Origin of the sequence: Mesorhizobium maamorense (assembly GCF_044998965.1) — a bacterium.
Classification (GTDB): domain Bacteria; phylum Pseudomonadota; class Alphaproteobacteria; order Rhizobiales; family Rhizobiaceae; genus Mesorhizobium.
In genome coordinates this window covers 4025213-4051526 of the sequence record NZ_CP173356.1, presented here as the reverse complement: position 1 = coordinate 4051526, position 26314 = coordinate 4025213, and the positions used below count along the sequence as shown (strand labels likewise).

The following is a 26314-nucleotide window of genomic DNA, read 5'->3' as shown; positions in this document are numbered from 1 at the left end:
CCGCGGACAAGCCGCGTCCGGGCTTGTGTCCCAGGGTGGGCTCAAATAGCTTCAGCCGGCGGACGGGGCGGCTACTCAGGAGATTTTGATGGCGGGACTTGCACGGAGCGTCGCTGCGGCGTTTCTCCTTTTGTCGATGACGACATTCGGCTTTGCCGCGAACAAGGTCATCATCATCCTCGACGCTTCCGGGTCGATGTGGGCGCAGATCGACGGCAGGCCCAAGCTCGAAATCGCCCGTGAGTCGCTGAGAAGCGTGCTGCAATTGGTTCCCGCCGACGATGAACTCGGTTTCATGGCCTATGGTCATCGCGAGAAAGGCAGTTGCGAGGATATCCAGCTGATCGTACCGCCGCAGGCCGGTTCGGCGAGCGCGATTTCGGCCGCGGCCGACAGCATGAAATTCCTCGGCAAGACGCCGCTGACATCAGCCGTCAAGCAGGCGGCCGAAGCGCTGAAATACACCGAGGACAAGGCGACCGTCGTTCTCATCACCGACGGGCTCGAGACCTGTGGCGGCGATCCTTGCGCGCTTGGCAAGGAACTCGAATCGTCCGGCGTGGATTTCACAGCCGACGTTGTCGGCTTTGGCCTTACGGCCGACGAAGGCAAGCAGATCGCTTGCCTCGCCGACAACACCGGCGGCAAGTACATCCAGGCGTCCGACGAGAAGGCGCTGCGGGAAGCTTTGGTCGAAACCGTCGCCGCACCGGCGCCGTCACTGCCCCCCGCACCGGCGCCGGCACCCGAACCGGCGCCAGCGCCTGCGCCGGAGCCTGCAAGGCCTGCTTTCAATTTCCAGCCGACCGTGGTGATGGCCGAAGGCGGCGAGCCGATCACCGACGGCAATGCCTGGGAGATTTACAAAGCCAACCCCGACGGCTCGCGCGGCGAGTCCGTCACCACCGAATATGGCAGCTATAACGGCAAACTCGATCCCGGCGACTATATCGTCGTCGCGCGCGACGACGAAGCCAAGGTCGAGCAGAAGGTCACGATCGAGGCCGGCCAGGTCCAAAAACCGCTCTTTATCCTGAACGCCGGTACATTGATCATCCACCCACATGCAAGCCAGGGCGCCGAGATCAGCAGCGAAGCCCGCGTCGATTTCGGCTATCCCGGTGGCAGCACCACCCATTACGGCGACACCCAGGCCATCGTGCCGGCGGGCGAACAGAAGGTGACGGTGCAGATCGGTGCCGGCACGGTGACGGAAACAATCCAGCTCGCCCCCGGGCAGACCATTGAAAAGGACGTCGTGGTCGGCGTCGGCCAGGCCGTGCTCAATGCCTATTATACATCGGGCGGCGACAAGGCCGACAATTCGGCCATCGGCTTTGAGATCGTCAAGGCGAAGAAGAAGATCGACGGCAGCCGCGACAGCGTCGAGCACTCCTATGGGGCCGACAGCAAGTTCTGGCTGCCGCCCGACGACTATGTGGCGGTGACAACGCTCGATCTCGCCGTCGTCGAGCAGCCTTTCAGCATCAAGCCCGGCGACAGCCAGGATGTGAAGGTCGTGCTCGATGCGGGCGTGCTCGCAATATCGGCGCCCGGCGCTTATTCGATTGAGGTGCTTTCGTCGAAAAAGGACATCGAGGGCAAGCGCGAATCGCTCGGCTTCAACTACGGCGACAACTGGCAGCAGACGATCCCGGCCGGCGATTATGTCGTCGTCCGGCATATGTCGGATGAGGGTCATGACAAGGAGATGCCGGTGACAGTCAAGGCTGGCGAACGGGCCGAGATCACCGTCGCGGAATGATGGCTGGGGTTCCCGAAGCAAAAAAGGGCGGTTCCGAACCGCCCTTTTTCATGAATTCCTTGCAGATGGATCAGGCGGTTCCAAACGCGCTGGCCCCATGGTCGGCTCGACCCACCAATTGCCGGAATCCGGCGAAGAGCTCACGGCCAAAGCCGAACTCATTACCGATGAGATCGGCTTCCGCTGTCCGACGCAGCGCGAATTCCGCCGCCGGTACCAGCACTTCAAGCGTGCCGGCATCGGCATCCAGCCGGATGATGTCGCCGTCGTGGATCCTGGCGATCGGGCCGTCCTCGACCGCTTCCGGCGTGACATGGATCGCCGCCGGCACCTTGCCGGAGGCGCCAGACATGCGCCCGTCCGTGACCAGTGCGACGCGCTGGCCGCGATCCTGCAGGATGCCGAGCACGGTGGTCAGCTTGTGCAGTTCCGGCATGCCGTTGGCCTTCGGCCCCTGGAAGCGGATGACGGCGATGAAGTCGCCGGTAAGCGTGCCGGCCTTGAAGGCTTCGTTCAGCCCTTGCTGGCTGTCGAACACTTTGGCCGGCGCTTCGATGAGGCGCCGTTCCGGCTTCACCGCGGACGTCTTGATGACGGCATGGCCGAGGTTGCCGGCCAGCACTTTGAGGCCGCCCGTCGGCTGAAAGGCTTTCTTGAACGGCGCCAGGACCTTCGCGTCGCCACTCGCGCGCGGGGCGGCTTCGCGCACGACGCTGCCGTCGGCACCGAGCTTTGCCTCGACTGCATAGGGCCGCAGGCCTTCGCCCCATACCGTCTGCACATCTTCATGCAGCACGCCTTCGTCGAGCAACTCGCGAATGAGGAAGCCGAGCCCGCCCGCGGCGTGGAAATGGTTCACATCCGCAAGCCCGTTGGGATAGACGCGCGCCAGGAGCGGCACCGCTTCCGAGAGGTCGGAGATATCCTGCCAGGTCAGCGCGATCCCAGCGGCTGCGGCCATGGCGATCAGATGAATGGTATGGTTGGTCGAGCCGCCGGTCGCGTGCAGGCCAACCACGCCGTTGACGATCGAACGCTCGTCGATCATCCGCCCGGCCGGCGTATAGGCGTTGCCAAGCGCGGTGATCGCCAGCGCCCGCTTGGTTGCCTCGCGGGTCAAGGCGTCTCGCAGCGGCGTGCCCGGATTGACGAAGGAAGCGCCTGGCGTGTGCAGGCCCATGATCTCCATCAACATCTGGTTGGAGTTGGCCGTGCCATAGAAGGTGCATGTCCCCGGTCCATGATAGGACTTGGACTCGGCCTCCAGCAGTTCGGCGCGGCCTGCCTTGCCCTCGGCATAGAGCTGGCGGACCCTGGCCTTTTCATCGTTGGGCAGGCCTGTCGTCATCGGCCCGGCCGGAATGAACACCGCCGGCAGATGGCCGAAGGTCAGTGCCGCGATCACCAGCCCGGGCACGATCTTGTCGCAGACGCCCAGATAAACGGCGGCGTCGAACATATTGTGCGACAGGCCGATCGCGGCCGCCATGGCGATGACATCGCGCGAGAACAGCGAAAGCTCCATGCCCGGCTGCCCCTGGGTGACACCGTCGCACATCGCCGGCACGCCGCCGGCAACCTGGGCGATGCCGCCGGCCTCCCGCGCCGCTTCCTTGATCAGCGCCGGGAATGTCTCGAAGGGCTGATGCGCCGACAGCATGTCGTTGTAGGAGGTGATGATACCGAGGTTCGGCACCTTGTCGGCACCCAGCGCCACTTTCTCGGAGGGGCTGCACACGGCAAAGCCATGGGCAAGATTGCCGCAGGACAGCACCGCCCGGTTGGCGGTCTGGTTCGATGCGCTGGCGATGCGGCCGAGATAGCGCTCGCGGCCCGGCTTGGAGCGTTGGCGGATGCGCTCCGTGATGGCTTCGATATCGCGTCTTGCGGTCATGGCGTTCGGTCCTTTCAAGCGAGGTCCCGGAAACATCCTCCCGCCGTTTGCCGGGACCAGATAAGTCTAGAGTTAGGGTGCCCAGAAAACCTCTACAGGCCTGGGGGCGGCGTCGAGCACGGCGCGGATCGGCTTTCGCGGACCGGGTGCCACCGCGCCGTCGAAGGCGGTGCGTTTGTCCTCGCCCTCTATGTGCAGCGCCAGGAGGCCGGCATCGACGATGCGCGCCAGCGACAGGGTCAGCCGCGGCTCGCCGGCGCTTGCCGCATGAACCGGCAGCACGATCCTGTCCGAGGACGGGTCGAGCAATTTCGCCAGATCGTCCGCGTCGGGAAAGAATGAGGCGGTATGGCCGTCAGGTCCCATGCCGAGCACGGCGACGTCGAGCGGCCAGGGCAGGGACTGGAGCGCCGCATTGTCCGATGCCGCGGCATCCTCGATGCTGACGGCTTCGTGATAGAGCGGCACGAACCGTGCCGCCGCAGCCGCGTTCTGCAACAGATTGGCGGCCACCAGTCCGGCATTGGAACGCGGCGAGGAGGCCGGCACGAAGCGCTCGTCGATCAGCGTCACCGTTACCTTGTCCCAGGCGATCGGCATTCCCGACAGGGCAGCAAAGAACTTTGCCGGCGTCGTGCCGCCGGAAACGGCCAGTAACGCCGTGCCGCGCGCCGCGATTGCCTTTGCCAGGCGATCGGCGACGCGCTCGGCCAGCGCCGCCGCCAGTTCCGCGCGGTCGGAAAAGCCATTCCAGTTGTAGCTGGGGCTGTTCAATTGCTCTCGTGCCATGTCCGCCCGTCACGTTCGATCAGCGCTATCGAGGCCGAAGGTCCCCAGGTGCCCGCCGTATAGCCCTGTGCCTCCTGCCTGGCGCTTTCCCAGGCGTTCTGGATCGGGTCGATCCACCTCCACGCGGCCTCGACCTCGTCGCGGCGCATGAACAGCGTCTGGTTGCCGCGCACGACATCCATGATCAGCCGTTCATAAGCGTCGGGCGCTCGGCCGTCGAAGGACTGCGCGAAGCTCATGTCGAGCGAAATCTGCCGCAGCCGCATGCCGCCCGGACCCGGGTCCTTGATCATGATGAATTGTTTGACGCCTTCGTCGGGCTGCAGCCGGATGACCAGCTGGTTGGCGAAGATCGGCCCGGCGCTGTCGCCGCCGAAGATCGAATGCGGGATCGGCTTGAACTCGATGACGATCTCCGAGACCCGGGTTGCCAGCCGCTTGCCGGTCCTGAGGTAGAACGGAACGCCTGCCCAGCGCCAGTTGCCGATCTCAGCCTTGATCGCGACGAAGGTTTCGGTGTTGCTGTCCTTGCCGAGCTCCTCGACATAGCCTTTCACCGGCCCGCCTGCGGAAGCGCCGGCGCGGTATTGTCCACGCACCGTGTGCTTCGGCGCCTCGTTGCCGTTGATGCGCTTGAGCGCGCGCAGCACCTTCAGCTTCTCGTCACGCACGGCGTCGGCGTCCATCGACGATGGCGCTTCCATGGCCACCAGGCAGAGCAGTTGCAGCATATGGTTCTGCACCATGTCGCGCAGCGCGCCGGCCTTGTCGTAATAGGTGACACGGTCTTCCAGGCCGACCGTCTCGGCGACGGTGATCTGCACGTGGTCGATATGGGCGGAATTCCACAGCGGCTCGTAGAGCGCATTGGCAAAACGCAGCGCCATCAGGTTCTGCACCGTTTCCTTGCCGAGATAATGGTCGATGCGGAAGATCTGGCTTTCGTGGAAATCGTCGCCGACCAGATCGTTGAGCGTTTGCGCCGAAGCGAGGTCGCGGCCGATCGGTTTCTCCAGCACGATGCGCGAATTCGGCGTGATCAGATCGTGTTCTTTCAGCTTGTGCGAGATGTCGCCGAACAGCGCCGGCGCCACCGCCAGATAGAAGGCGCGGATGCAGTCGCTGTCGCCGATCGCCTTCTTCAGCCTATCGAACCCCGCGCCGCTCGTGGCATCGGCCGAGACATAGGAAAGCCGCGCCAGGAAGGTTTTGAGCTCCTTGGGATCGATATCGGCCGCCTTGACGTGGTCAGAAATAGCCTGCTTGGCGAAAGCCCGAAATTCGTCATCACTCATCTTCGAACGCGACGTGCCGATGATGCGGGTTGGCTCGGAAAATTGATGGTCGCGCTGGCGATAGTAGAGCGACGGCAGAAGTTTGCGTTCCGACAGGTCGCCGGTGCCACCGAAAATGATGAAGTCGAAAGGGTCGACGGGGATGATCTGGCTGGTCATGGTCTATCCGCTTTGACGCCGGTCGCGAGTACGCGGCTGATATATTCTAATCGATTTAAATTTTCCAGTGCCATGGTGTCACATCGACGACCGATCGCTACATATTTGCGTCGGTCCAGATGTGCGCTTGACACTGGCACCAAGCGAAGGCTTGTCGGCAAACGACAACTCCGCCAAGCCTTCGCAGTTGCAGCATAGGACGTGAATGTGACGAAAGCTAAGGGAGAATCAGCGCTTTGCCTGTCGTGGCACAGGCCATGATGCCGGCAGCCCACGGTAAAAGCCACGCGATGAACCCAGGGAGCGGAAAAACATGCGTCTGAAGGACAAGGTCGCCATCGTCACCGGGGCCGCTTCGGGTTTCGGCGAGGGCATTGCCCGTCGCTTCGCCGAGGAGGGCGCCAGGATCGTCGTGGCCGACCTCAATGCCAAGGGCGCCGAACGCGTAGCCGGCGAGATCGGCGAGGCGGCGATCTGGACCCAGACCGACGTTTCGCAGCGCTCCGAATTCGACGAGATGGTCCATGCCGCCAAAAGCGCCTTCGGACGTATCGACATCATGGTCAACAATGCCGGGTTCACCCATCGCAATGGCGACATGCTCAAAGTCGACGAGGCGACGTTCGACCTGATCACATCGGTCAACATGAAGGCCATCTATCATGCTGCCCTTGCCGTCGTGCCGATCATGGAGCGGCAAGGCGGGGCGTCATCCTGACCACGGCCTCCACCGCTGGCCTGCGCCCTCGGCCCGGCCTCACCTGGTACAACGCCTCCAAGGGCTGGGCGATCACCGCCACCAAGTCGATGGCGGTGGAACTCGCGCCGAAGAACATCCGCGTCAACTGCCTGTGTCCGGTGGCCGGCGAGACCGGCATGCTGGAAAAATTCATGGGCGCCGATACACCTGAAATCCGCGAGAAATTCCGCGCCTCGATCCCCCTCGGTCGGCTTTCGACCCCGCTCGACATCGCCAATGCGGCACTGTGGCTGGCATCCGACGAGGCCGTCTTCATTACTGGCGTTGCGCTGGAGGTCGATGGCGGGCGCTGCATCTGACGCACACCGTCATCGCTGCGCCAAAGATCGGCTCGGCCGTGCCTGCCTTGATCGTGGCGCTGGTGCGTCAGGCGCCGGTCTTGATGTAGGTTTTGTAGACCCAGCCTGTCTTGCCGTTGTAGACGATCTGGCACCAACGCTTGCAGCTCATCACTTGCACCGAGGTCTTGGCGGGCACCGTGACGATGGCGGCCGCATTCTTCTTCGGGCCGCTGCGCATGGTCACGGCCCTGAGGATGCGCCCGGTGCCAGCCGCGGCCGCTTTGCGCGGTTCGGCCTTGCTGTCGTCATCCTGCGCCGCAGATTGCTGCGACGCTACTTGTGGTTGCGCGGCCGGAATGGCGGCGGTCTGCGCGCCATCGGGACTGCTGCCCGCCGCCGGGGCCGGTGCGGCGACCTTGGCGAGCTCGGCGGCGGCGTCGGTGTCGGCAGCGGGTTGCGCGAATGCCGCGGCCGCCGCCGGCTTGTCAGGCGTCTGCCCGGCCTTGCTCGCCGACTGCCCGGAAGCAGCCGGTGCGGTCTTCGATTGGGAAGCGGTCCAGCGCGGATCGTTCGCTGCGAGCGCCGGAATGGCGGCTTCCGAGACAGCCACGGTCGGCGAGACCTGGTCGGACTTTTCGCGCCGCTTGCGGCACCGCCGCCGCAGCCACCGTGATCCCCGCCGGCGCGATCTTCGTCGTCTTCACCGGAACGGCCGGAATGGCTTGCTCTGGATTGGCAACCGCTTGCCGCTCGTTCGCCGGTAACGCCAGCCAGAGGGCCACCGCAGCCACGCCGAGCAGCGCGGCCGTGCCGACCGCGGCAATCACCAGATGCGAGTTCGAACGGACTTCCTGCCAGAATGACGGGCGCATGTCGTAGCCGAACTGCATGGCAAAGCGCCGACGTTCCGGAGCACCGAAACTGAAGGGCTCTCTCACTCTTGCCACCTCCATAAGGGGCCGATGTTCTTCGATCAAACACCGCAATGCGTGCGTCGGTCGCACCGGTCCCAAATCAAACAGCGGGCGGGCCCGCAGAAAATCCCCGTCTATATTCGCCTAGAGATTGCACTTTTTGCCCGCGATTGTGGCATCAGTGCGCCATTGCTGAAGATTCTGCAACGCTTGGATGTCGCGGCCCCCATGATATTACTCAACAATTGTTAAATCCTGTCGCGCAACGCGAACCAGTTGAGCGCCAGGAAAAGCAGCGGCGCGCGCAAGCGCCGGCCACCGGGGAACGGCGGAATCTTCAAATCCTCGATCAGCTTTAGCCGGTCGCGGTTGCCGGCTACCGTTTCGGCATAGAGCTTGCCGAAGAAGTTCGACAGCATGACGCCGTGGCCGGAATAGCCGCCGGCCGAGATCACATTCGGCATGACTTCGCGCACGAACGGCTTTCTCGGTACCGTGATGCCGACATAGCCGCCCCAGCCATGCGTGATTTCGACGTCCCTCAGTGCGGGATAGAGTTCCGCGATCTGGCGGCGGATATGGATATGGATGTCCTTGGGGTCGTTGACGCCGTAGACCTCGCGTCCGCCGAACAGCAGCCGGCCATCCCTCGACTTGCGGAAGTAGCGCACGACGAAGCGGGAATCATCGACGGCCTCGCCGCCCGGCAGCACGTTCGAATCCGCTCCAAGCGGCACGGTCGCGCCGATGAACGAGCCGATCGGCATGATGTGCGCGGCACTCACCGGTTCGAGCGTGCCGCCATAGGCATTGACCGCGATCAGGCATTTCTGCGCTGTGATCGTCCCCCTGGCTGTCGAAACCTTCACCGTGCCGCCGCTCGAAACAATGCCGGTCGACGGCGTCGCTTCGAACAATCGTGCGCCGGCCTGTGCCGCCGCCCGCGCCGTGCCGATCACCAGTTTCATCGGATGGATATGGCCGGTGCCGGTGTCGCGCGTCCCGCCGAAATAGGCCGTCGAGCCCAGCCGCTGCGCAGTTTCCGTCGCGTCCATGAACGAAATGTGCGGATAGGAGAAGCGGCTGGCCATGATCTCGGCATGCGCCTTGTAGTCGTCGACATAGCGCGGCTTGTGCGCAACCGAGAGCTGGCCCGGCATGTAGTCGATATCGATCTGGTTGGCGGCGGCGAATTCGAGCAGATGTGCCTTCGCCTCCTCGGCGAGGTCGAACAGTGCCTTGGCGCGGGAAAACCCGTACTCGGCCTCCAATTCCTCGGCCCAGGCGCGCTGCCCGGTGCCGAGCTGGCCGCCATTGCGCCCGGAAGCGCCGTCTCCGAAGCGATACGCCTCGATCAAAACCACATTGGTGCCCGCCTTGGCCAGATGCACCGCCGCCGACAAGCCGGTGAAACCGCCCCCAACGATAACGACGTCGCAGCTCCGGTCACCGTCCAGCGCCGGATACTCGGGTCGCGGGCCGGCCGTGTCCTCGTACCAGGAACGGCCGGGGGAGATCGGGGATTGGTAGGGCATGATGCTCACGGAGTAGGGGAGTAGGGGAGTAGGGTAGGCTATTCCGGGGACAATTTGCGGATCAAAAGCCGCAAGAGCTTCCCCACACTTTCGGTGCTGGCCAACAACGACGCTGTCGCCGCCTGCGAGGCGATGCCAGTCCGCTCAGCGATCAGAAGTTGAGTTTCCAGCTCCTTCAATGATCCCTGGGCGATGCGAAGAAACTGTTGGTAGGATCCTCGAATTTCTCTACCATACCCCTCAGCTATATTTGCCGGCACCGAGCTTGCGGAACGGCGGACTTGGCTGGTCAATCCATAAAGTTCCTCCTTGGGCCATGATTTTGTGGAGCTGTAAACTGCCACAGCAAGATCCATTGCCTGCTGCCAAACAAGCAAGTCCTTGTAAGAGCCTGTCTTTTCGGCCATTCATCCCTGCTCCCCTGCTCCCCTGCTCCCCTGCTCCCCTGCTCCCCTGCTCCCCTGCTCCCCTGCTCCCCTGCTCCCCTGCTCCCCTGCTCCCCTGCTCCCCTGCTCCCCTGCTCCCCTGCTCCCCTGCTCCCCTGCTCCCCTGCTCCCCTGCTCCCCTGCTCCCCTGCTCCCCTGCTCCCCTGCTCCCCTGCTCCCCTGCTCCCCTGCTCCCCTGCTCCCCTGCTCCCCTGCTCCCCTGCTCCCCTGCTCCCCTGCTCCCCTGCTCCCCTACTCCCCTACTCCCCTACTCCCCTACACATTCAGCAACAAATACTCCCTCTCCCAAGGACTGATCACTTCCATGAACGTCTCGAATTCCGCCCGCTTGATCGCCGCATAGGTCGCGGCGAAGGACTTGCCCAAAAGCGCGCAGAGTTCCTCGTCGCCCTCGAACAGGTCGACGGCTTCGAGCAGGCTGCGCGGCAGGTCGATCTCGTCGGCATTGGCGGTGGTCAGCACCGGAGGTTCGGCCTTGATCTTGTTGGTGATGCCGATCAGCCCGCAGGCGAGCGAAGCGGCCATTGCCAGATAGGGATTGGCGTCGGAGGAGGGGATGCGGTTTTCGACGCGGCGCGCCGCCGGATCCGAGCGCGGCACGCGGAATGCCGTTGTGCGATTATCGTAGCCCCATTTGTTGTTGACCGGAGCCGAGGCGGACTGCGTCAGCCGGCGGTAGGAATTGACGTAGGGCGCAAACATGACCAGCGCGTTCGGCACATGCTTCTGCATGCCCCCGATGAAATGGAAGAAGTCCTCGGTTTCCGAGCCGTCCTCGGCCGAGAAGATGTTCTTGCCCGTCTTCTTGTCGATGATCGACTGATGGATGTGCATGGCGGAGCCCGGCTGACCCTGGATCGGCTTGGCCATGAAGGTGGCGTAGATTTCGTGTTTCAGCGCCGCCTCGCGAATAGTGCGCTTGAACATGAACACCTGGTCGGCGAGTTCGACGGGATCGCCGTGGCGCAAATTGATCTCGAGCTGGCCGGCGCCCTCTTCATGGATGAGCGTGTCGATCTCCAGGCCCTGGCTTTCGGAAAAATGATAGATGTCGTCGATCAGCTCGTCGAACTCGTTGACGCCGGCGATCGAATAACCGGCGCCGCCGCCGATCGCCCGCCCCGAACGGCCGACGGGCGGCGTCAGCGGGTAATCCGGATCCGGGTTTTTGCGCACCAGATAGAATTCGATCTCGGGCGCCACCACCGGTTTCAGCCCGCGCCTGTCATAGGCGGCCAGAACACGCTTCAAGACGTTGCGCGGCGTGAATTCCACCGAGCGGCCGTCCTGGTGGACGAGGTCGCAGATGACGGCCGCCGTCGGGTCTTCCTCCCAAGGCACCACCGTCAGCGTCGACAGGTCCGGCATGAGCTTGAGGTCGCCGTCGTCCTCCGGATAATGGAAGCCGTTGCCGTCTTCGGGATAGCCGCCTGAGATGGTGGTCATGAATACGGCTGAAGGCAGCGCCAGCGAGGTGTTGGAGGTGAATTTCTTTGACGGCATCATCTTGCCGCGGGCAACGCCGGCCTGGTCAGGTGTAATGCATTCGATGTCTTCGATGCCGCGCCATTCCAGCCATTCGCTGACTTCCTTCCAGTTCTTCACACCACGCAGGTTTTTCACGAAGGCAGGCGTGCGGGCGCGCCCTCCGCGGCTCGACGGACGGACTTCCTTTTTGCAGGCGGCATCATTCACCAGATTGGGTTGCGGATTTAGGAGTATAGCTGTGCCCGGCGACCGAAGGGAAGGGGAGCAGCCGGCATTGGCCGTTGCGGTTGAAAATCGCGGCTGCGAGATTAGGTTCAGCCTCGTTCACATACGAGAAGGCGTCGATGCAGAAGACCGGCGAACTGACCACCATAGGCTTCGATGCCGACGATACGCTGTGGCAGAACGAACAGTTCTTCCGCATGACCGAGAAGCGCTTTGCCGCCATGCTTGCCGATCACGGCGAAGAGGAACATATCTCGGCACGGCTGCTGGAGGCGGAGAGACGCAATCTTGCCGTCTACGGTTTCGGCATCAAGGGCTTCACGCTGTCGATGATCGAGACGGCGATCGAGGTCACGCAAGCTCGCGTGCCGGCTTCGGTCATATCGGAGATCCTCGGCGCCGGTCGCGAGATGCTGAGCCACCCGATCGAGGTCTTGCCGCATGCGCGCGAGACGGTGGAACGGCTCGCCGGCGCCTATCGCCTCGTGCTGATCACCAAGGGTGATCTGTTCGACCAGGAACGCAAGCTGGCCGGGTCCGGTCTTGGCGATCTGTTCGACGCGATCGAGATCGTCAGCGACAAGAACGCGGCTACCTATGCGCGCGTTTTCAGTCGCCATGGCGACGGCCCGGCCAGGAGCATGATGGTCGGCAATTCGCTGAAGTCCGATGTGGTGCCGGCCATCGAGGCCGGCGGCTGGGGCGTTCATGTGCCGCATGAATTGACCTGGGTGCTTGAACATGTCGAAGCGCCCATTGCCGAACCGCGCTTCCGGCAGATCTCCGATCTCGGACAACTGCCCGAACTGATCGAAAGCCTCGCCGGATAGGCTTGCTTGCCGCCTTCAGCGGTTGACCAGCCGATCAATCACCGGCTGCAAGCGCTCGGGCGTAATCGGCTTGGCCACCACAGCGTCGACGACGTTTGAAAGGCCAAGGCTCTCCGGCGTGCCGTTCTTGGTTGAAAGCAGTACCACCGGAGGGAGCGATTTACCCGAAGCCCGCCGCAACATCTCGATGCCGGGCATCAGAGTGTCGCAGTCCCTGTTATCGGCGCCGCCGTCCAGGACAATCACGGCCAGGGCCAGCAAGCGCAAGGTCTTCGCCGCCATGTCGGGTGATTCCGAGATCGGCTTGAGCCCGGACCGCTCGACGATCTTGGAAATCACCACCCGATTGATCGGCGACTTGCCGACAACGAGCACCTGCGAGGTCTGACGGATCGTCTCCGTGGCTGAATCCCGGCTCACCAGATTCGGATGTCTCGCGCTTTCGTCGTCACGCTTCACTGGGCACCCAAGTCAGCCAAGAAACTCGTCCCATTTCAATGCAGAGTTGAAATCAGGCGACAATTGGCGTGAGATCGCGGTCCCTGTCAAGCCGAAATAAAAAGCTGGGGAAAGCATTCCCGCAGCAGTCAATTCAAGCAACAGTACTGTACTGCTCTGTCCATTCCTTGGTCGCATGAAAATAAAATTCACCTGCGCATACACGGCGCAGGTGAGAGGCGGGCCTGCGCGATCTTCGATCAGCCATGGCTTTGCTGCGTGACGATGACCGGGATCAACAGGTCCCCCCAATTGCCGTCGCCGCCATGGTGTCGTGCCGAGCGCACCAGCTCGACCGAGACGCCGGCTTCCACCGCCTTCATCACCGACTGGTTGAGCCGGTGCAGATCGTTGGCCAGCATGCGGATCGTCGCTTGCTGGTCGATGCTCATCGTGGTCGACTGCTCTTCGGCCCGTTCCTTGACGCGGCTTATCGATGCCATTGGTCTTCTCCTTGCTGTATGCCCTTGGGCGTTTGCCGAGATCCCTGGTTTGCTATTCCGCAGCCGGTTTGAACTGGGCGTGCTCGGTCGATTCATGCATGGCCGTGGTCGATGACCGTCCGCCGGTGATCGCCATCGACACGGCATCGAAATAGCCGGTGCCGACCTCGCGTTGGTGCTTGGTCGCGGTGTAGCCGTTGGCCTCCGCCGCGAACTCGGCTTCCTGCAACTCCGAATAGGCTGCCATCTGCCGCTCCTTGTAGCCGCGGGCGAGTTCGAACATGCCGTAATTGAGCTGGTGGAAACCGGCCAGCGTGATGAACTGGAACTTGTAGCCCATGGCGCCGAGCTCTTTCTGGAACCTGGCGATCGTGGCGTCGTCGAGGTTCTTCTTCCAGTTGAACGAAGGCGAGCAATTATAGGCCAGCAGCTTGCCGGGGTAATGCCTGTGCACGCCCTCGGCAAATCTCCTCGCCTGCGCCAGGTCGGGCTTCGAGGTTTCGCACCAGATCAGGTCGGCGTGGGGAGCGTAGGCGACGGCGCGCGCGATGCAGGGCTCGATACTGTTCCTCACCTGGTAGAAGCCTTCCACCGTGCGGCCGGCGTCGTAGTCGACGAAGGGCTGGTCGCGCTCGTCGATGTCGGAGGTGAGCAGCTTCGCCGCTTCCGCGTCCGTGCGCGCCACGACCAGGGTGGGCGTGCCCATCACGTCGGCTGCCAGGCGTGCGGCATTGAGGTTGCGGATGTGGGCCGCGGTAGGGATCAGCACCTTGCCGCCGAGATGGCCGCACTTCTTTTCCGACGCCAATTGATCCTCGTAATGGACGCCGGCGGCACCTGCCTCGATGAACGCCTTCATGATCTCGAAAGCGTTGAGCGGCCCACCGAAGCCGGCTTCGGCATCGGCGACAACAGGTGCGAACCAGGTATCGACCGAAAGCCCCTTGCCTTCGGAGGTCTCGATCTGGTCGGCGCGCTGCAAGGTGCGGTTGATGCGCTTGACGAGTTCGGGCGCCGCATTGGCCGGGTAGAGCGACTGGTCCGGATACATGGCCGAGGCGGTGTTGGCGTCGGCGGCGACCTGCCAGCCAGACAGGTAGATCGCCTTCAGCCCGGCGCGCACCTGCTGCATGGCCTGGTTGCCGGACATGGCGCCGAGCGCGTTGACGAAGTCCTCCTCGTGGATGAGCTTCCACAGCCGGTTGGCGCCCATTTCCGCCAGGCTCTGGCGGATCTGCACCGAGCCGCGCAGTCGCGTCACATCCTCCGGCGAATAGGGGCGTTCGATGCCATCGAAGCGGCCCTCGGGGGCCGAGGGGACGAGGTTGTAAAAATCAGTCATGCTCTACTCCGGAGGATTGTTTCTTTGCGGCTCGGCGGCATTCCTCGCCGCGTTCGAATGTGACCGAATTTACAGTGCGAGGCGAAAAGAACCATGGAAATCGAAGAATCAGGCCATCAATAAGGGAAAATCTGTATTGTGTTTGACAGATGGGTGAGGTAAATTTGTAATTATTGTAAAAATCGCATGGAAGCGTAGCAGCGACGGCAATGTAAATTCCTGTCAAGGAGCCCTATGGCCGACCAGAAGATATTTGCCGGGCCGCGTATCCGCCGCATCCGCAACGCCAAGGGCCTGACCCAGACGGCAATGGCCGAAGGCCTCGGCATCTCGCCATCCTATCTCAACCTGATCGAGCGCAACCAGCGGCCGCTGACGGTGCAGTTGATCCTGAAGCTGGCGTCCGTCTACAAGGTCGATCCGCATGAGCTGCAGGGCGAAGCGGGCGGCTCTGTCGCGGCCTTGAGGGAAGTGTTTGCCGATCCGCTGCTGGCTGGCGAATTGCCGGGAGACCAGGAACTGATCGAGCTTGCCGAAGCCGCGCCCAATGCCTCCGCGGCCGTGATAAAACTGTTCCGTGCCTATCGCGAACAGGCCGAGCGCCTGTCCGATCTCAACGAGCTTCTTGCGCGCGAGGGGCGGGTGACGGCGCTTTCCAGCGCCCGCCTGCCGATCGACGAGGTGCATGAGATTTTCGAGCGTCAGCCGAACCATTTTGCGCATATCGAGGAAGAGGCGGAAGCATTCACTTCGGTGCTCGATCCCGGCGATGATTTGTCTGCTGCGCTGAAGGGCTGGCTGAAGCGCGAATACGGCATCGTCGTCAAGGTGCTGCCGGTCGCCACCATGCCGAACTGGCGCCGCCGCTACGATCGCCATTCGCAGCGCCTGTTCCTGTCCGAGCGCCTGTCGCCGTTCGACCAGTTACGCGAAATGGCGATGGAGGCATGCCTGATCCGCATGACCGTCGCGATAGCCGGCGAGATCCAGGCGTTGAAACTGTCCACAGATGAGGCCCGCCGCCTCGCGCGGTTCGAACTCGGGCGCTACGCGGCGCATGCGCTGATGATGCCTTACCAGGCTTTCCACGCGGCGGCCGTTCGTGCCCGCTACGATATCGACGTGCTGCGCTCGCGCTTCGGCGTTTCCTTCGAGCAGGCGGCCAACCGGCTGACCACGCTGCAGCGGCAAGGCGCCTCGGCCGTGCCGTTCTTCATGCTGGAGATCGACAATGCCGGCAATCGCTTCCGCAAAGCCGGCAGCCTGGGCTTTCCGCAAAGCCGCTTCGGTGGCGCTTGTCCCAAGCTTCCCGTGCACGTCGCCTTCAGCCAGCCCGGCCAGATTTTCGTGGAAGCGGTGGAAATGCCCGACGGCGCCGAGTTCCTCTGCATCGCCCGCACGCTGGAGGGGCCGCAAGGCGCGTTCTCCGAGCGGCCGCGCCGTACTGCGCTGCTGCTGGGGTGCGACATCGGCTTTCGCGACGACATCGTCTACGGTGCGGCACTTCCCGGCCCGACGGCCGGAAAAGGCGGAGCTGGCGCGGTAGCGGCGACGCCGGTCGGGCCCGCCTGCCGGCTTTGCGAGCGCGTCGGCTGCCTGACGCGCGCCGAGCCGCCGGTGACGCGCCCGCTTGGCCTCGACGAGATGGTGACAGGCCTGAGCGCCTTCGATTTCCAGTGACGCTTCGCAAGGCGGACTTGCCACAATCGCCGCCGGTCTCTGGATCACGCCGGACCCGCGCCTTTGCGTTACGCGAATAAGGTACGTTTTTGTCGTCCCCTGCGCATTGTGCCGTTCTCAAACATCGACAGTCGTACCCATGACCGACACAGCATCATCGCCGATCGCTCGTTCATCGACCGTCCCGCAGCGGGAGGAGCGCATCGGCTTCCTGCTCGTGTTCCTGTCGGCATTGATGTGGAGTTTCGGCGGCACGATCGCCCGCTTCATCACCGCCGGCGACAGCTGGACGGTGGTGTTCTGGCGTTCCGTGTGGGCGGCCGCCTTCCTGCTCTGCTTCATGGTCTGGCGTGACGGCTGGCGCGGCATGCTGAGGTCGTTTCGCGGCATGGGCCTGCCTGGCCTTGCCGTGGGCTTCTGCTTCGCCACCGCGTCGACTTCTTTCGTCGTGGCGCTTGCCTACACCACCGTCGCCAACATCCTGTTGATGCAGGCCGGCGTGCCGCTGCTTGCGGCGCTGTTTGCCTGGGCGCTCTTTCGCGAAAGAGTGGCGGTCGCGACCTGGCTGGCGATTGCCGCCGTCATCGCCGGTGTCGCCATCATGGTGTCGGAATCGCTGGATGGCGCCGTTTCGCCCATGGGCGACGGGCTGGCGCTGCTGATCGCCGTCATGTTCTCGATCGCCACGGTCATCACCCGGCGCTTTTCCAGCGTGCGCATGACGCCGGCGACCTGCCTCGGCACGATCCTGGCGGCGGGTTTTGCCGCCTCGCAGGCTTCGACCTTCGCCGTATCGGGCATCGACATGGGTTTTCTCTTCGTGTTCGGGGTGGTTAATCTGGGCCTTGGCCTCGCTTTCTTCGCCACCGGCGCGAGGCTGATCCCGGCCGCCGTCGCCGCGCTGTTGGGTACGTTCGAGCCGATCCTCGGGCCGATATGGGTGTGGCTGATCCACTCCGAGGTGCCGTCGGGCCGCACCATCGTCGGCGGCGCGGTGGTGGTCACGGCGCTGCTCGTCCATATCGGACTGGAGTTCAAGCGGCAGACGCGGCCAGTCAGGGCAGGGGTCACCGGCGTGCCGTCGCCGAATTGATGCGACGCCCTAGCTTTGCCATTGACAAGTTCGCTGCCGCGCGGGCAGGCTGGGACCACGGCAACAACAAGACAGGCTTATCTTGCCAAGTCTCCCCGGCGACCCGATCGAGACCGGATCACATCCCAGTATTTCTGCCTGCGCGGCGGCGAAAGCTTCTGACGATGCGGCGACTCCTTCCAGCCCAGGACAGTGGCGCGCGAGCATCGCTTGCGACAGCCGGCGGCGCGGCAATTGGCGCTTGTCGCCTCCTGGAAAGCTCAATAGTCTGAAGCAAATGCCCGGCCGCGCGGATACCGCGACGCGCCGGCGACGGAACACTCACCAAAGGAGAATAGCATGATCCGCAAAGCGCTCTGGCTTTCGGCGACTTCGGCATTTCTGGCGCTCTTTACGCTCGGCGGCCACGCCGAGGACCGCGTCGTCAATGTCTTCAATTGGTCGGACTATATAGACCCCACGGTCATCGACGATTTCACCAAGCAGACCGGCATCAAGGTGGTCTACGACACGTTCGATTCCAATGAGATCCTGGAAACCAAATTGCTTGCCGGCGGCAGCGGCTATGACGTCGTCGTGCCGAGCGGCAATTTTCTTGCCCGCCAGATCCAGGCCGGCGTGTTCCAGAAGCTCGACAAGTCGAAACTGCCGAACCTCTCCAACATGTGGGACACGGTTTCGGAACGGACCGCCAAATACGATCCCGGCAATGAATATTCGATCAATTACATGTGGGGTACGGTCGGCCTCGGCTACAACATCAAGAAGGTGCAGGCAGCGCTCGGCACCGACAAGATCGACAGCTGGGACGTGTTCTTCAATCCGGAAAAGCTGGCCAAGCTGAAGGATTGCGGCGTCTATGTCCTGGATTCGCCGACCGACATCTTCCCGACCGCCTTCAAATATCTCGGCATCAATCCTGAGACCACGTCGCCGGACGATTTTGCCAAGGCCGAGGAATTGATGATGAAGATCAGGCCCTACATCAGGAAGTTCCATTCCTCCGAATACATCAACGCTCTGGCCAATGGCGATATCTGCCTGGCGGTTGGCTGGTCGGGCGACGTGTTCCAGGCGCGCAACCGCGCCGAGGAGGCCAAGCAGGGCGTCGAGATCGGCTACGCCGTGCCGAAGGAAGGCGCCGAAATGTGGTTCGACCAGATGGCAATCCCTGCCGATGCGCCGCATGTCGCCGAGGCGCATGAGTTCCTGAACTATATGATGAAGCCGGAGGTGATCGCCAAATCGTCGAACGCCGTGCTCTATGCCAACGGCAACAAGGCTTCCCAGCAATTCGTCGACAAGGCGCTTCTGGAGGATCCCGCTGTCTACCCGGACGCCGCTACCTTGCAGAAGCTCTTTACGATCTCGCCCTACGATCCCAAGACCCAGCGCGTCATCACGCGCACCTGGACCAAAATCGTCACCGGTCAGTAGTCAGTCCGAGGAGGCCCGGCAGTCACCCTGCCGGGTCTCCTTCTTTTCGATGGGGCAAAGCAGCAGGACGGAGTGGGCACATGAAATCGCTTGGCAGCATCCGCAGGGATTTCGCGCCTTGGAACGATCCGAACGCCAAGCCATACATCCAGTTCGACAATGTCTCCAAGAAGTTCGGCGACTTCACCGCCGTCAACAACCTCTCGCTGACCATATTCGAGCGTGAGTTCTTCGCCCTGCTCGGCGCCTCCGGTTGCGGAAAATCGACGCTGCTCAGGATGCTCGCCGGCTTTGAGGAGCCGACGGCCGGCCGCATCCTGCTCGACGGCCAGGATCTGCGCGGCATCCCGCCTTATCGCCGGCCGGTCAACATGATGTTCCAGTCCTATGCCCTGTTTCCGCATATGACTGTGGAGAACAACATCGCCTTCGGCCTCAAGCAGGAAGGGATGGCCAAGCCAGACGTCGAAAAGCGCGTCGCCGAGATGCTCAAGCTGGTCAAGCTCGAGCAGTTCGCCAAGCGCAAGCCGCACCAGCTCTCCGGCGGCCAGCGCCAACGTGTCGCGCTCGCCCGTTCGGTCGCCAAGCGGCCGAAGGTGCTGCTGCTCGACGAGCCGCTCGGCGCGCTCGACAAGAAGCTGCGCGAGGAGACGCAGTTCGAACTGATGGACCTTCAGCAGGAACTCGGCCTCACCTTCGTCGTTGTCACCCACGACCAGGAAGAGGCCATGACCATGGCCGACCGTATCGCCATCATGGACAAGGGCGAGGTCATGCAGGTCGCGACGCCGGCGGAAGTCTACGAGGCCCCGACGTCGCGCTTCGTCGCGCATTTCGTCGGCAACGTGAACATGTTCGAGGGCAAGGTTGCCGAACGGACGGACAAGACGGCGCGCATCACCGGAGCGACCGGCGCCCAGATCCTCGTCGAGAATGCCGGCAATGCCGCCGCCGCGGGCGCCGATATCGTCTTCGCGATCAGGCCGGAGAAGATCAAGGTGTCGTCCAAGAAGCCGGCCGATGGCGTCAATGCGCTGGAGGGCGAAGTTTACGACATCGCCTATCTCGGCGACATGACCGTCTATCACGTCCGGCTGGACGACGGGCAGCTCGTGCGGGCAAGCGCCTTGAACGCGGCGCGCATCACCGAGGACCCGCTGACCTGGAACGACCGCGCCTGGGTCTCTTTTCGGCCGGATGCCGGCGTCGTACTGACGCGGTAGGGGGCTGACATGTCCGACATCGCCGCCACCGACGCCGCCCTACCGGCCGCGGCAAAACCGTTGCTGGCGCGGCTGGGCGCCGGCTTCGTCAATCGTCTCGTCATCTTCATTCCCTATCTCTGGCTGCTGTTCTTCTTCCTCGTCCCCTTCATCATCGTCTTCAAGATCTCGTTGTCGCAGACGGCGATCGCCATGCCGCCCTATACGCCGGTGCTTGATTTCAGCGACGGCGTCTCCGGCTTCTTCGCGGGCTTTCGCGATCTCAACTTCGACAACTATGCCTGGCTGACGCAGGACGCGCTCTACTTCAACGCCTACGTCACCAGCCTGATCATCGCGGCGATCTCGACCGTGCTGACGCTGATCGTCGGCTATCCCATAGCCTACGGCATGGCCCGCGCGCCGGCGACGATCCGCCCGACCTTGCTGATGCTGGTCATCCTGCCGTTCTGGACCTCGTTCCTGATCCGGGTCTATGCCTGGATCGGCATCCTCAAGCCCGAGGGGCTGCTCAATCAGTTGCTTCTGTCGCTGCATCTGATCAACCAGCCGCTGGTCATCCTCAACACCTATACGGCGATTTTCATCGGCATCGTCTACTCCTACCTGCCGTTCATGGTGCTGCCGCTCTATTCGTCGCTGGAAAAAATGGATTATTCGCTGATCGAGGCGGCCAAGGACCTTGGTTGTCCGCCGACCAGTGCATTCTGGAAGATCACGTTCCCGCTGTCATTGCCCGGCGTCATCGCCGGCTGCCTGCTGGTGTTCATTCCGGCGGTCGGCGAATTCGTCATTCCCGATCTGCTTGGCGGTTCGCAGACGCTGATGATCGGCAAGACGTTGTGGAACGAGTTCTTCGCCAATCGCGACTGGCCGGTCTCTTCAGCCGTTGCCGTCATCCTGCTGCTGTTGCTGACGGTCCCGATCATGATCTTCCAGCAGGCCCAGGCGAAGGCGCAGGAGCAGGACAAATGAACACCACCTGGAGCCGCTTCAACATCACCTCGATCGTGCTCGGTTTCGCCTTCCTCTATCTACCGATCGTGCTGCTCATCGTGTTCTCCTTCAACGAATCCAAGCTGGTCACCGTCTGGGGCGGCTTTTCGACCAAATGGTACGTGTCGCTGTTCCACAACCAGGGCCTCATGGACGCCACCTGGGTGACGGCGCGCGTCGGCATCATTTCGGCCACGGCGGCGACCGTGCTCGGCACGCTGGCGGCGCTGACACTGACACGCTACACGCGTTTCCGGGGCAGGGTGCTGTTCTCCGGCATGGTGTTCGCGCCTTTGGTCATGCCCGAAGTCATCACCGGCCTGTCGCTGTTGCTGCTCTTCGTCGCTGTCGGCCTCGACCGGGGCTTCCTCACCGTCACACTCGCACACACCACCTTGACGATGTGCTTCGTCGCCGTCGTCGTGCAGTCGCGCCTCGTATCTTTCGACCGCTCGCTCGAGGAGGCGGCGATGGATCTCGGCGCGCCGCCGGTCAAGACATTCTTCCAGATCACGCTGCCCGTCATCCTGCCCGCGATCGTGTCGGGGTGGATGCTTGCCTTCACGCTCTCGCTCGACGACCTGGTCATCGCCAGCTTCACCTCGGGGCCGGGTGCGACCACGCTGCCGATGAAGATCTACAGCCAGGTTCGTCTCGGCGTGACGCCGGAGATCAACGCCGCCTGCACCATTCTGATCGCGGTCGTCGCGGTCGGCGTCATCGTCGCTTCGCTTGCCAATAAGCGTCGCGAGGTCCAGCGCCAGCGCGACGAGCAGGCCGCCCAACGCGGCTGAGCATGATCCCGAAAAGTGGGCACCGGTTTTCGGGCGAGATCATGCCCGAATAGGCTGAGCATGATCCCGAAAAGTGGGAACCGGTTTTCGCGGACAAACGGTTCCGTTTGTCCAGAGATCATGCTTGAACAACGAGGCCGAAAGGCTGCTTATTCGCCCGACACGCCGCGGTTGATCGGCGAAATGAACGGCGTGCTCCATGTCCCCCCAACGAAGAAGGACGATTGCTTGGGGCCTTGTTGGCCGTTTGCCTGCGTGGCGACCTGGTCCGGCTGGATGACACCGCCGGACAGCGCCAGCCCGCGTCCGGCATAGGAGGCGATGCCGGAAAGCCAGATCTTGTATTTCGCCGAATTGGCCTCGGCCTTGTCCAGCCTCGCCACGCCTTTCGAGATGGTGGCCTTCAGTTCGGCGCCATCGATCGGCAGTGTCCCGTCCGAGACGTCGTCAAGTGCGAAGAAGCCGCCCTGTTCGGTATGCTTGAGAAAGGCCGGCAGGTTGAACTTGCTGAGCGCGCCTGGCCCGAAGGTCGCCGAAACCGAGCCGTCGGCGGTTTCGAAGATCGAGTCCCAGGTCCTGCCGGGCCCTTTGAGGATGACGGACACGGTCCCGGTGCCGACCGGCACCAACCGCGTCATCCCGGCCGCCGTGCCGAAAGCGCCGCCATCGATATCGGAAGCCAGCAGCCGGATCTCGACCTGGCTGCCCTCGGGCTTGCGGTCGAAGCGAAGGCTGCTCTGGATGTTGCCGCCAAAGGCCGAGGCATCGGAAATGTCGAAAACGGACAGGCCATCCTTGACCTGCGCCGTGGCGGCGACGTCGGCAAGCTGGATGGAGCCGGCCGTGGCGTGCGCCGCCGACAGCCTGAGGTCGAGATTGACCCGGTCGGCGAAATTCGTGTCGACTTCGCTCGGACCTGCCCCGCTTGCCGGCCCGAGCGGCGTGAAGGCGGACAGGAACGACCTCAGATCGAGCGTGTCGAAGGCGAGCGTGCCGGAGATCACCGGCTGTGCGTCGCCAAGCGACAGGTCCAGCGCACCCATGCCTGGGTTATTGTCGAGGGAGAGTGCGGTGTTCTCGAATTTGACGCGCCCCGCCGTCGCGGTCACCTTGCTCGAGATGCTGACGGAGCCGATCGCGGCGCCCGGCGCGATATCGGCCTGCGACCATTCGAGCACACGCCGCAACGAGGGCGCTGAAAACTTGGCCTGGCCGTCGAAATAGGCGTTTTCGGACATGCTGGCCGTGCCGTCGAAGGAGAAGGTGGCGGGCGCCGCCTTGAACGACAGGGTGAGCGGCGCCATGCCGCCGGCAAACAACACCAGCGGCTTCGGCGATGCGGCATCCACGGCGACGCTTTCGCCGCGCCAGATGCCGGTCGCCGAGAGCGTCGCATTGCTGTTCATCGCCGCCCATGTCGCCTGGCCGCTCAGGCTACTCAGCACCTCTTCGTCCTTGCCGTTGACGGACGCCACCATGCGGCCGTCCCTGAACTCCACCGTTCCGAAAGTGTCGGCCGGTAGCTTGTCAAGATCGGGTTTGGCGGGGTCCGCACCGACCACGCCGCGCGCCACGTCGATGGCGCGTGCGATGCGGCCGCCGGTCGGAGCGGTGGGCAGGAACAGGCCGCTCGCCGTGCGCTGGACCCTGATCGTCGGCCGCACCAGCCGCGCCGTGGAAAACACCACGTCGCCGCGCAGCGCCGCCATGGCCGAGAGGTCGACCTCGACCCGTTCGGCCTCGACGACCGGCGGTGCGTCGACGTCGGTCCACTTCGAAAGCGTCACATCCGTCAGGATCGCCCGGAAGTTCGGCCAGACCTCGATGCGCGGCGAGCCTTCGATGGCAACCCGGAAACCGCTCCAGGCACTCAATTCCCAGGCGATACGATCGCGCACGATACGCGTCGAAGCGATCAGCGGCAGGGCGGCGACCACCAGCGCGATGACGATCACGGCAGCGCCGATCGCCCATGTTCCGCGTCGGATCAAAGATGATGGCATATCGCCCCGTATGCTTTCGTTCCGACAAAAATCGTCCGGCGGGTGTAAACCCGGTCGTCACCACGACTTCCAGTCGTCACTACGACTTCTAGTCGTCACTACGACTTAGGGTCGAGGCATTTCAAGTCTTTATGGCCCGGCGATGGCATTTGCGCACATCTGGACGCCTCGGCCGAACAAAATCTTGCTCTGCTGCGGCGCAATATGCATAAGCGGTGGCGATCCTGGGAGGACCCATCATGGCTGCCGAAGTACCACTCTGGACCCCGACGCAGGACCAGATTGACGCTGCGCCGCTGACCGCCTTCATGAAGGCCGCCGCTGCAAAAAGCGGCATATCCGTGACTTCCTATGCCGACCTTCACCGTTGGTCGGTGGCGGACCGCGAAGCGTTCTGGAGCCTGGTCTGGGATTTTTGCGGCATCGTCGGCGACAAGGGCAGCGCCGAAAGCGAGCGTGTGCTCGTCGCCGGCGAGAAGATGCCGGGAGCGGCCTTCTTTCCCGACGCGATGGTGAATTTCGCCGAGAACCTCCTGAAGAAGACCGGAGCAGGAGAGGCGATCGTGTTTCGCGGCGAGGACAAGGTCGAGCGCCGGCTGTCCTGGAACGAACTGCATGCGCTCACCTCGCGCTTCCAGCAACTCTTCTTGTCGCTCAAGGTCAAGAAAGGCGACCGTATCGCTGCGATGATGCCCAACATGCCGGAAACAGTCGCCGCGATGCTCGCGACCGCCTCTATCGGCGCGGTGTGGTCGTCCTGCTCACCGGATTTCGGCGAGCAGGGCGTTCTCGACCGGTTCGGGCAGATCGAACCCGTCGTCTTCATCGTTCCCGATGGTTACTGGTACAACGGCAAGGCGATCGAGGTCGCCGACAAGATCGCCGCGGTGGCGGCAAAGCTGGACACTGTCCGCAAGGTGGTGGTCGTTGACTATCTCGGCACCTCGGCCGATGTCGCTGATACGATCGATAAGGCCGTGGCGATGGAAGAGGCGCTGTCGCCCTTCGCGGTCAGGCAGGTCACCTTCGAGCGGCTGCCGTTCGCGCATCCGCTCTACATCCTGTTCTCGTCCGGAACGACCGGTATCCCCAAATGCATCGTCCATTCGGCCGGCGGAACGCTGATCCAGCACCTCAAGGAACATCGCCTGCACGCAGGCCTGCTCGACGGCGACCGCTTCTTCTACTTCACCACCTGCGGCTGGATGATGTGGAACTGGCTGGTGTCGGGCCTCGCTTCGGGCGCGACGCTGCTGCTCTATGACGGCTCGCCTTTCTACCCCAATGGCAATGCGCTGTTCGACTTCGCCGACGCCGAGAAGATGACCTTCTTCGGCACCTCGGCGAAATTCATCGATTCGGTACGCAAGGCCGGCCTCAAGCCGATCCAAAGCCATGATCTGTCGACCGTGCGCGCCATCTCCTCGACGGGCTCGCCGCTGTCGCCCGAGGATTTCCGCTTCGTCTACGACGGGATCAAGAAGAACGTGCATCTGGCATCGGTCTCCGGCGGTACCGACATCGTTTCCTGCTTCGTCCTCGGCGTCCCGACTGAACCGGTATGGACCGGCGAGATCCAGGGACCAGGCCTCGGCCTTGCTGTCGACGTCTGGGACGACGACGGCAAGCCGGTCAGGCAGGAGAAAGGCGAACTAGTCTGCACCAAGGCGTTCCCGGCAATGCCGATCGGCTTCTGGAACGACCCCGAGGGCAAGAAATACCGGGCTGCGTATTTCGAGCGCTTCGACAATGTCTGGTGCCACGGCGACTTCGCCGAGTGGACCGCTCATGGCGGCATGATCATCCACGGCCGCTCCGACGCGACGCTCAATCCGGGTGGTGTGCGCATTGGTACGGCGGAGATCTACAATCAGGTCGAGCAGATGCCGGAAATCCTGGAGGCGCTCTGTATCGGCCAGGATTTCGACAATGACGTGCGTGTGGTGCTGTTCGTGCGGCTGGCCGCCGGCGTTCAGCTCGACGAGGATCTGGAGAAGCGCATCCGGGCGAAAATCCGCGCCGGCGCTAGCCCGCGCCACGTGCCGGCCAGGATCGTGGCCGTGTCAGACATTCCTCGCACCAAATCGGGCAAGATCACCGAGCTTGCGGTGCGCGACGTCGTGCATGGCCGCGCCATCAAGAACAAGGAGGCGCTCGCCAATCCCGAGGCGCTCGAGCTGTTCAGAAACCTGCCGCAATTGGCCGAGTGACCGCCCCGCCCGGCATGGTTAATCAAATCTGCCGCGCGAATTTACCTAGATTTCACGAGTGGTACACATTCGTAAATTTTTTCGGGACCTGGTAAGGACTTGTTAAGGCCCGGCGTCGATAGTCGCACGTAACTTGAGGGAGAAATCCCGTTCCTCAGCCCCCGGAGGATCTGAATTCGCTCAAGCCCCCGTTGTGACAGCAAATCCCATCTTT

At 63.1% G+C, this 26314-nt stretch carries 21 protein-coding genes and 1 pseudogene; 10 read left to right on the top strand and 12 right to left on the bottom strand.

From position 1 onward, the window contains the following. Nucleotides 1-88: 88 nt before the first annotated feature. Entirely contained in the window at nt 89-1765 is a 1677-nt protein-coding gene (locus ACIU1A_RS20245) for a vWA domain-containing protein (RefSeq protein WP_404925098.1), read from the top strand. Between the two features lie 70 nt (nt 1766-1835). On the opposite strand, the gene edd is transcribed toward ACIU1A_RS20245, so the two are convergent. The 3 genes from edd to zwf form a co-directional block, all read right to left on the bottom strand. Then, the gene (gene edd, locus ACIU1A_RS20240) at nt 1836-3659 is read right to left on the bottom strand and encodes a phosphogluconate dehydratase (RefSeq protein ID WP_404925097.1); all 1824 of its coding nucleotides are present in this window, start codon (nt 3657-3659) and stop codon (nt 1836-1838) included. Nucleotides 3660-3731: 72 nt separating this feature from the next. Continuing rightward, nucleotides 3732-4448, bottom strand: coding sequence for a 6-phosphogluconolactonase (pgl, locus tag ACIU1A_RS20235; RefSeq protein WP_404925096.1), 717 nt, complete (start codon nt 4446-4448; stop codon nt 3732-3734). Continuing rightward, nucleotides 4430-5902, bottom strand: a complete 1473-nt coding sequence (gene zwf, locus ACIU1A_RS20230) for a glucose-6-phosphate dehydrogenase (RefSeq protein WP_404925095.1) — start codon at nt 5900-5902, stop codon at nt 4430-4432. Before zwf ends, pgl begins: the two co-directional genes overlap by 19 nt. 313 nt (nt 5903-6215) lie before the next feature. Here zwf and ACIU1A_RS20225 point away from each other — a divergent pair. Then, a pseudogene (locus ACIU1A_RS20225) lies at nt 6216-6961 on the top strand (SDR family oxidoreductase). Between the two features lie 67 nt (nt 6962-7028). On the opposite strand, the gene ACIU1A_RS20220 reads toward ACIU1A_RS20225, so the two are convergent. From ACIU1A_RS20220 to ACIU1A_RS20200, 5 genes are all read right to left on the bottom strand, one after another. Then, entirely contained in the window at nt 7029-7181 is a 153-nt protein-coding gene (locus ACIU1A_RS20220; protein ID WP_404927976.1) for an SH3 domain-containing protein, read from the bottom strand. A 247-nt stretch (nt 7182-7428) separates the two neighbouring features. Next, entirely contained in the window at nt 7429-7833 is a 405-nt protein-coding gene (locus tag ACIU1A_RS20215; RefSeq protein ID WP_404925094.1) for a hypothetical protein, read from the bottom strand. A 272-nt stretch (nt 7834-8105) separates the two neighbouring features. Beyond that, nucleotides 8106-9392: an FAD-binding oxidoreductase gene (locus ACIU1A_RS20210; protein WP_140558566.1), complete on the bottom strand. Its 1287-nt coding sequence runs from the start codon at nt 9390-9392 to the stop codon at nt 8106-8108. A gap of 38 nt (nt 9393-9430) precedes the next feature. Further along, entirely contained in the window at nt 9431-9799 is a 369-nt protein-coding gene (locus ACIU1A_RS20205; protein ID WP_140561378.1) for a four helix bundle protein, read from the bottom strand. Nucleotides 9800-10093: 294 nt separating this feature from the next. Beyond that, a complete protein-coding gene (locus ACIU1A_RS20200) occupies nt 10094-11533 on the bottom strand; it encodes a glutamine synthetase family protein (RefSeq protein ID WP_404925093.1) in 1440 nt (479 codons plus the stop codon). A gap of 137 nt (nt 11534-11670) precedes the next feature. On the opposite strand from ACIU1A_RS20200, the gene ACIU1A_RS20195 reads away from it, so the two are divergent. Further along, nucleotides 11671-12381, top strand: a complete 711-nt coding sequence (locus ACIU1A_RS20195; protein WP_140498531.1) for an HAD family hydrolase — start codon at nt 11671-11673, stop codon at nt 12379-12381. Between the two features lie 15 nt (nt 12382-12396). On the opposite strand, the gene ACIU1A_RS20190 is transcribed toward ACIU1A_RS20195, so the two are convergent. From ACIU1A_RS20190 to aceA, 3 genes are all read right to left on the bottom strand, one after another. Further along, a complete protein-coding gene (locus tag ACIU1A_RS20190; protein ID WP_140525262.1) occupies nt 12397-12840 on the bottom strand; it encodes a response regulator in 444 nt (147 codons plus the stop codon). Between the two features lie 239 nt (nt 12841-13079). Further along, a complete protein-coding gene (locus ACIU1A_RS20185) occupies nt 13080-13322 on the bottom strand; it encodes a hypothetical protein (RefSeq protein ID WP_140498529.1) in 243 nt (80 codons plus the stop codon). 52 nt (nt 13323-13374) lie between these two features. Beyond that, nucleotides 13375-14664: an isocitrate lyase gene (gene aceA, locus ACIU1A_RS20180; RefSeq protein ID WP_404925092.1), complete on the bottom strand. Its 1290-nt coding sequence runs from the start codon at nt 14662-14664 to the stop codon at nt 13375-13377. 234 nt (nt 14665-14898) lie between these two features. Between aceA and ACIU1A_RS20175 the strand changes: the two genes are divergently transcribed. From ACIU1A_RS20175 to ACIU1A_RS20150, 6 genes are all read left to right on the top strand, one after another. Beyond that, nucleotides 14899-16344, top strand: a complete 1446-nt coding sequence (locus ACIU1A_RS20175; protein WP_140525263.1) for a short-chain fatty acyl-CoA regulator family protein — start codon at nt 14899-14901, stop codon at nt 16342-16344. 139 nt (nt 16345-16483) lie between these two features. Continuing rightward, nucleotides 16484-17437, top strand: a complete 954-nt coding sequence (locus ACIU1A_RS20170; RefSeq protein ID WP_140525264.1) for a DMT family transporter — start codon at nt 16484-16486, stop codon at nt 17435-17437. A 339-nt stretch (nt 17438-17776) separates the two neighbouring features. After that, a complete protein-coding gene (locus tag ACIU1A_RS20165; protein WP_140513398.1) occupies nt 17777-18874 on the top strand; it encodes a polyamine ABC transporter substrate-binding protein in 1098 nt (365 codons plus the stop codon). Nucleotides 18875-18954: 80 nt separating this feature from the next. Further along, a complete protein-coding gene (locus tag ACIU1A_RS20160) occupies nt 18955-20097 on the top strand; it encodes an ABC transporter ATP-binding protein (protein WP_404925091.1) in 1143 nt (380 codons plus the stop codon). A gap of 9 nt (nt 20098-20106) precedes the next feature. Then, nucleotides 20107-21072 carry an ABC transporter permease subunit gene (locus tag ACIU1A_RS20155; protein ID WP_140498523.1) on the top strand — a complete coding sequence of 322 codons (966 nt, stop codon included), beginning with the start codon at nt 20107-20109 and terminating at the stop codon, nt 21070-21072. Then, complete coding sequence (locus ACIU1A_RS20150; protein WP_404925090.1) at nt 21069-21887, top strand: ABC transporter permease subunit; 819 nt, start codon at nt 21069-21071, stop codon at nt 21885-21887. The genes ACIU1A_RS20155 and ACIU1A_RS20150 overlap by 4 nt, the downstream gene beginning before the upstream one ends. A gap of 149 nt (nt 21888-22036) precedes the next feature. On the opposite strand, the gene ACIU1A_RS20145 is transcribed toward ACIU1A_RS20150, so the two are convergent. Next, complete coding sequence (locus ACIU1A_RS20145; protein ID WP_140498521.1) at nt 22037-23890, bottom strand: AsmA-like C-terminal region-containing protein; 1854 nt, start codon at nt 23888-23890, stop codon at nt 22037-22039. A 239-nt stretch (nt 23891-24129) separates the two neighbouring features. On the opposite strand from ACIU1A_RS20145, the gene ACIU1A_RS20140 reads away from it, so the two are divergent. After that, nucleotides 24130-26100, top strand: a complete 1971-nt coding sequence (locus tag ACIU1A_RS20140; protein ID WP_140897441.1) for an acetoacetate--CoA ligase — start codon at nt 24130-24132, stop codon at nt 26098-26100. Nucleotides 26101-26314: the final 214 nt, after the last annotated feature.